This window comes from Mesorhizobium alhagi CCNWXJ12-2, from assembly GCF_000236565.1.
Lineage (GTDB): Bacteria > Pseudomonadota > Alphaproteobacteria > Rhizobiales > Rhizobiaceae > Allomesorhizobium > Allomesorhizobium alhagi.
The window spans coordinates 1-6,330 of record NZ_AHAM01000227.1; the positions used below are offsets into that span (position 1 = coordinate 1).

A 6,330-nucleotide genomic window follows, 5' to 3' on the forward strand; every position below is an offset into this window, starting at 1 on the left:
GCCCGCCGCTTGAGGATGTTCTTTCGGGTTTTGACGTCGAGTTTGTTCATTCGATTCCAACAACAAAACATGTGGCCGTCGTTGGTAACTCTTCCATTGCCATTGAACTTCTTCAGCTGGGTGTCCCTGTTTATCAAAATTTTGACTTTGATCCCGTCCCCCGGGATTACTATTGTCTTGTCCGAGATCGCCTCACACAAGAGACAGCGTCCAACCAACTGAAGCAGAAATTCTGGGGAAGGTATCCTGTCAGCCCCGAGTGGATTAACCAATACAAGCTGCGGCTGCCGGTTGCCGATGAGACAACGTTGGCCGATGCAAAGTCCTTTGTTGCGGAGGTGACTAAATATCGAGTGGACGACTCTATAGCTCGGGGATCGAACCTTGCTGGCTCGCCGCAGGCTGAGAGCCGAGTTAAACAATCTGTAAGCGCTTGGTTCCTCTGGTTCGCCAATAGGTTACGCAGAAACAACGATTGAATCTGTTAAGCTGGTACGCGACAATGATTATAATAATCCGACGGCACTATCGTGCCCACGGGGTCGCTCGACGCCAGCTTCTTTATCCCTGACGAGGCGAGATTGCTTTTGCGATTCGACCTTAGTTAGCGACCCCAATCAGAGAGGACTCTAGGCAAATCGCTGCCCGCCTTCATCCAGATTCACGGGAAGGCGTAGACATCTACCTCCAACGTCTGAAGACCACCAGCCGCTCCAAGATGCTACGGTTCCCTGCTCGACCGGCAGCGAGCCGAATGCTCTTGACAGATTGGCGTCCAAATCGTGCGAGACCGCGTATCCAACGGAGAAGAGTGTTTCCAGGACAGCCAGCGCTTAGCCCTTGCCGTGCGAAGGGCTGCCGCGGTCGCCCGTCCTATTCCTGCAGTGCCTACGAAAGCGGCTGAGGCCGTAGAAGATAACATTCAGCGGCGCCACAACAGGGGCCAAGCGGCTCCGATAGCCGCCGAATGCGCTGGCAGTGGTGTTGTCGTGAAAGCGTTGAAACGAGCTGTTCGGCATGACCGCATGACATCACGCTACCTCCAGAAGCGGCCAGCCGTTCCGATCGGAATTTTCGCGACGGCTAGGTGGGAGGGATCGCCTGTGCAGATCAAGCATGTTTTCAGGGGGCTCCTGACCGCGCTGGGCGACAGCTGCGAGGAGATCAACCCCGACCGGGCGCTGCAAGCGGCCGCGCCGACGCACCAAGGGAGCGTTCCCTGCATGAGGCACTGCGATGGCCAGCGTTGATATTGTCGTTCCCTGTTACAATTACGGGCGTTTCCTTGGCGACTGCGTCGCCAGCATCCTGACGCAGAAGGGTGTCGACCTGCGGGTCCTCGTCATCGACAATGCGTCCAAGGACGACAGCCTGGCGATTGCGAAAAGCCTCGCGGCCCAGGACCGCAGGGTGGAGGTCCTGGCGCACGCGACCAACAAGGGCGCCACGTTCAGTTACAATGAAGGGATCGACTGGGGTTCGTCGGAGTATTTTCTCATTCTCGACGCCGATGACGCGCTGGCGCCGGGCGCCCTGGCGCGTGCGGCGGCCGTTCTGGACAGCGACCCCGACATCAGCTTTACGCACGGCATCGAAACCAGGCTCGAGGCGAATGGCGCCGTGCGCTCGTTGGCGGCAAGACCGAATGGGCCTCAGGTTGAGGTGACCAGGGGTTTGGACTTCATCCAGCGGCTCTGTCGGACACCCGTCAACAACATCGGCGCAAATACGGTCATTCGGCGCATGTTGGCGCAAAAGCAGGCAGGCTACTATCGCGCGTCGCTGCCCTATACGGACGATCTGGAAATGTGGCTGCGCCTTGCGACGCTCGGCGACGTCGCCAGCATCAGGGTCCCCCAGGCGATCCGCAGGTATCATGCCTCGCGCATGTCCGTCGATTACCATCAGTTGCGCGATTTCACGGAACGCGAGGCGGCATTCGAAAGCTTCTTTGCCAATGAGGGGAGGGCGGTCCCCGGCGCAGAGCTTTTGATGGCCAAGGCAAGGAGGGGCCTTGGCCAACATGCCTACTGGTCGGCGATCTCGCACATCTCCAGGGGTCATGGCCGCATCGGCGCCGACCTGTTGCGGCTGTCGCATCGCTGGCGGCCCCGCGCGGCTCTGCTGCCTCCCCTCCAGTGGATTTTGAAGATGGATCGCCCACTCGAACGCGCCGCCGAGATCGTGTCCGAAATGCCGCCCTTCCGCAGGAGGATTGCCGCCGGCAAGGAGGGATCGGGCGGTCCCGACAGGTCTGCGGCGGCGTAGCGGGCAGGGCGGAGCGCGAGTATCGCTATGGCAAGCGTTGATATCGTCATTCCCTGCTACCAGCACGGGCATTTCCTGCGCGACTGCGTCGACAGTGTTCTTGGCCAGCAGGTCAATGACCTGCGGATCCTGATCATCGACAATGCCTCCACCGACTCCAGTCCCCAGGTCGCACGTGAACTCGCCGCAAGGGACAAGCGCATCGAGATCGTCCTGCGCGCCCGCAATCTTGGTCCCCATGCCTCCTTCAACGAAGGCGTGGACTGGGCGACGGCCGACTACCTCATGATCTTGTGTTCCGACGATCTCCTGGCGCCTGGCAGCCTGGCGCGAATGGTTTGCGTCATGGAACAGCACCCGCAAACCAGCTTCGCCTACGGCACCGACGTTCACTGGCGCGAAGAAGAGCCGTTTCCAGTGCAGACAAACGCAGGTCCTCCCGCGCCATGGCGGATCCGTGACGGAACGGATTTCATTGTCGAGCGCTGCCGCAATCCGGAAGCCTACATTGCCGCCGGCATGGTGCTGGCGCGCACCGCCGCGCATAAGGCTGCGGGCCATTACCGCACCGAACTCCCGCACACCGACGACTTCGAAATGCTGTTGCGCCTGGCCCGCCTGGGCAGCGTGGCCGACACCCGCGCGATTGTCGGCGTAAAGCGCATGCACGGCCACAACAGAACGCGTGACTTCCTCGCCGAGCGGACCCGCGACCTTGTCGAGCGGGTCGCCGCGCTCGACAGCTTCTTCAGCCGCGAGGGACGCGCCATGGTCGACGCCGACAGGCTGTTGCGCCTGGGCAGGCGCAGCATCGCCGAGCGAGCTTACTGGTGCGCAGTCAAGGATCTCACGCGCGGGCGTAAAAGCGCGATTGCGCTGTTCAGGCTCGCCATCAAGCTCGATCCGAAAGTAGCTCTGATCCCGCCTTTCCGTTATCTTTTCCGGATGGATCGCAGCCTGCTCGAGTCCTTCCGGGGGATGCATCAGACCGCCCGCTCGACAACGAAGAGCTAAACCGCTCCGCTGGAATCGCAGGGGCGATCACTTCAGGACCCCAGGCGCCACCAACCCGCCGCGCCGGAAATCGGCAACCCCTCGCAGAATTTCGGTGAGAAGGGCGTGACCGGTGAGCCACAGGCCGAGCAGCCATCCGGCCGCAGCAAGAGCCGCCCCGCTCAAGGCCTGGACGAGGGAAATTTCGACGGATCCGATATAGACCACGACGGCCAAGGGTCCCGTGACGGTTATGGCGGCCACGACGCCGCTGCGCCACACGGCGCTCCAAACTTCCAGCCAGCCAATCACGATATGACGACGCACGAATGTCAGCGAAACAAAAGCCTGGAACGGAATCACCAGCAGCAGGCTGAACGCAACCGCTCGCAGGCCAAAGAAAGCCGCGACCGTGATGATGACGACGGAAACGGGACAGACGATCAACGCGCGGCGGAAAATGTCATGCACCGCGCCTACCGAAACCAGCACCGGATAGTTCAGTTCGAAGCTGAAGGAAAACAGCGAGGCAATCGCGACGATCTGAACAACCGCTACGACGCCATGCCATTGGTCCCCCAGCAGGAGGTCGACGATCGGATAGGCCAGAACCGAAAGCACCAGGAGCGCTGGCCATTGCAGAGCCGTTATCAGCCCAAGGGCGTTGAGGTAGGGCTGCTTGAGGCTTCTGCCCTGCCGCGCCTCGGCCGAAAAGGCCGGCAGGATCACCGATATGGCGCCGCCCAGGATGACCTTGTCCGGGAGCTGGCAAATCATCAGGCCGCGGCTGTAAAGGGCTGCGGCGTCGAGGGACAGGATCCGGCCAAGCAGGAGGTAGGGCAGGGCTTCATAGGTCTTGTAGAGAAGGCTCGTCGCGCCATTGTAGCCGCCGAAAGCGAGCATGGCGCGCCAGCCCACCAGGGATGGCATGAAGATCCAGAACTGACGGCTAAGCCCAACCGCCAGGAGACCGGTGACGACGGCGCTCGCAACCCATGCCCAGGCAAAGCTCATATAGCTGAATCCAAGCAGCGCGAGCGAAATGGTGACGGCCGCCGCGGCGACCGCGCCGGAGGTGTTGATGGCTGCGATCTTGCCGAAGGCCATGTCACGGCGCAGGAGCGTGATGACCGGAGCGGCCGCCAGTTCGAGAAAAAAGGCGGCCGCGATGACCCGCAGATACGGGATCAGCCGCTCGTCGCCGTAGGCGCCCGCCAGCAACGGGGCCGAGGAAGCCAGAGCGATGGTGATGATCGACGTGAAAAGCAGCATGACGGTGAACGCGCCGCGCACGTCGGCGCGGGTCAGGTGCTGACGCTGGATCAGGAAATTCGCGCTCGCAAATTCGCGAGCCGACATGGCGATGCCGACGAAGGCCATTCCAATCACCGACACGCCAATCTCGGCCGGCGTGAGAATCCTGGAAACGATCGCGACGGTCACGAAATTGCTGACCAGCGCGATATAACGTTCGCCAGTACTCAAAATGAGTGCTCGTTTGACGACCGCCATGCGTTCGGGGCCCCAGATGCGGTGCGGCCGTTGCCACCCGCGACATTCGCCGACCACCGTTTCTCCGGCAATCTGGTCGCCGCGTCATGCCGGACATAATGGTTAGGAATGCCCCCGAAAGGAGTACGCAGGGCAGCCTTATCCCCATTATGGCAGGATTGCCGCGAGGTTTTGCTCGGCTAACCTGATGGCGAACGCAAGGACAGGCACTTCGTCTGCGCCAACCAGGAAGGTGCGCTCGATTGCGTCCGTCCGATCATCCGGAAAGAGATCAAACCGTGCCTTACCGATCAGCCTTTGAAAGCGATGTCGAAGGATTCTCCAGGCGGTCCGGCCGGCTGCCGAGACGCCCAGCCGCGCAACAAGCCTCGAGGCGTTTTGCCTTGGCGGTTTGCCTGCTGGTTGCCGGGACCGTCGCCGGACATGCGTGCGAAACCGCGTCGGGGCGCGATGGCAGCGCTTCTTTCCCGCTCAGCGTGCGGCCCGGCAATCGTCATCTCGAGGACGCCGCGGGTCGCCCGTTTTTCATGCAGGGAGACACCGCCTGGTCGCTTGTCGTCCAGCTGACCCGCGAAGATGCGGAACGCTACTTGCGGGACCGCAAGGCCCGCGGGTTCAACACGATACTGGTCAATCTGATCGAACATCGCTTCGCGACGGACGCGCCCGCCAACGCCTATGGCGAGCGCCCGTTCCTGCGAGACGGCGACTACCGCACGCCCAACGAGGCCTATTTCGAGCATGCCGACTGGGTGCTGGACAAAGCCTGCGAGCTGGGTTTGCTGGTGCTGCTGACGCCTTCCTATGTCGGCAACGGAGGCGGTCCGGAAGGCTGGTACCGGGAGATGGAGGATGGCGGAGCCGAAAGCATGCGCGACTACGGCCGCTTCCTGGGAAAACGCTACGGGGACCACACCAATCTCGTCTGGGTGCAGGGCGGCGACTACAACCCGCCTGACAAGGACCTGATCCGTGCGCTGGTCGAAGGCATTCAAGAGAACGATCCCGACGCGCTCCACACGGCTCACGGTTCGCCAGGCAGTCCCGCTCTCGAACACTGGAGCGGCGAGCCATGGCTGGCGATAAACAATGTCTATACCTACGGGCCGGTGCACGGCGCTGCACTGTCGGAATATGGCCGCAAGGAAGCCATGCCATTCTTCCTGATGGAGAGCGCCTACGAAAACGAGCACGATGCGAGCGAACATCGCCTGCGCATGCAGGCCTACCAGGCTGTCCTGTCTGGCGCCATGGGACACATTTTCGGAAACAATCCGATCTGGCATTTCGACGGGCCAGGCATCTATCCGGCGCCAGTCAGCTGGCAGCAGGCCCTCGACAGCCGGGGCGCTCAAAGCATGACCCTTCTCCTGAAGGTGATGTCGTCGAAAAAATGGTGGCTGCTGGAACCCGATGTCGCGAACACATTCCTGGTCGAGGGCGGCGGACGCGAAAAAGCGCGCGCGGTGGCGGCGCGAGCAGGCGACGGCTCCTTTGCGCTGGTCTACCTGCCGACCAGCCGCAGCGTCACGCTGGATCTCGCACGGCTTTGCGGGC

4 protein-coding genes and 1 pseudogene are annotated in these 6,330 nt (G+C 61.8%); 4 read left to right on the forward strand and 1 reads right to left on the reverse strand.

Annotated elements, in window-relative coordinates:
* The 3 genes and pseudogenes from MAXJ12_RS37780 to MAXJ12_RS25380 all read left to right on the forward strand — a co-directional run.
* Nucleotides 1-479, forward strand: a pseudogene (locus MAXJ12_RS37780) (hypothetical protein); the annotation flags it as partial.
* A gap of 757 nt (nucleotides 480-1,236) precedes the next feature.
* Complete coding sequence (locus tag MAXJ12_RS25375) at nucleotides 1,237-2,268, forward strand: glycosyltransferase family 2 protein (protein WP_008838931.1); 1,032 nt, start codon at nucleotides 1,237-1,239, stop codon at nucleotides 2,266-2,268.
* 27 nt (nucleotides 2,269-2,295) lie between these two features.
* The gene (locus MAXJ12_RS25380; RefSeq protein ID WP_008838932.1) at nucleotides 2,296-3,282 is read left to right on the forward strand and encodes a glycosyltransferase family 2 protein; all 987 of its coding nucleotides are present in this window, start codon (nucleotides 2,296-2,298) and stop codon (nucleotides 3,280-3,282) included.
* Between the two features lie 27 nt (nucleotides 3,283-3,309).
* Here the strand turns inward: MAXJ12_RS25380 and MAXJ12_RS25385 are convergent, their stop codons facing one another.
* Complete coding sequence (locus tag MAXJ12_RS25385) at nucleotides 3,310-4,746, reverse strand: oligosaccharide flippase family protein (protein WP_162097507.1); 1,437 nt, start codon at nucleotides 4,744-4,746, stop codon at nucleotides 3,310-3,312.
* Nucleotides 4,747-5,156: 410 nt separating this feature from the next.
* On the opposite strand from MAXJ12_RS25385, the gene MAXJ12_RS25390 reads away from it, so the two are divergent.
* A partial coding sequence (locus MAXJ12_RS25390; RefSeq protein ID WP_008838934.1) for a glycoside hydrolase family 140 protein occupies nucleotides 5,157-6,330 on the forward strand: 1,174 nt, incomplete at its 3' end.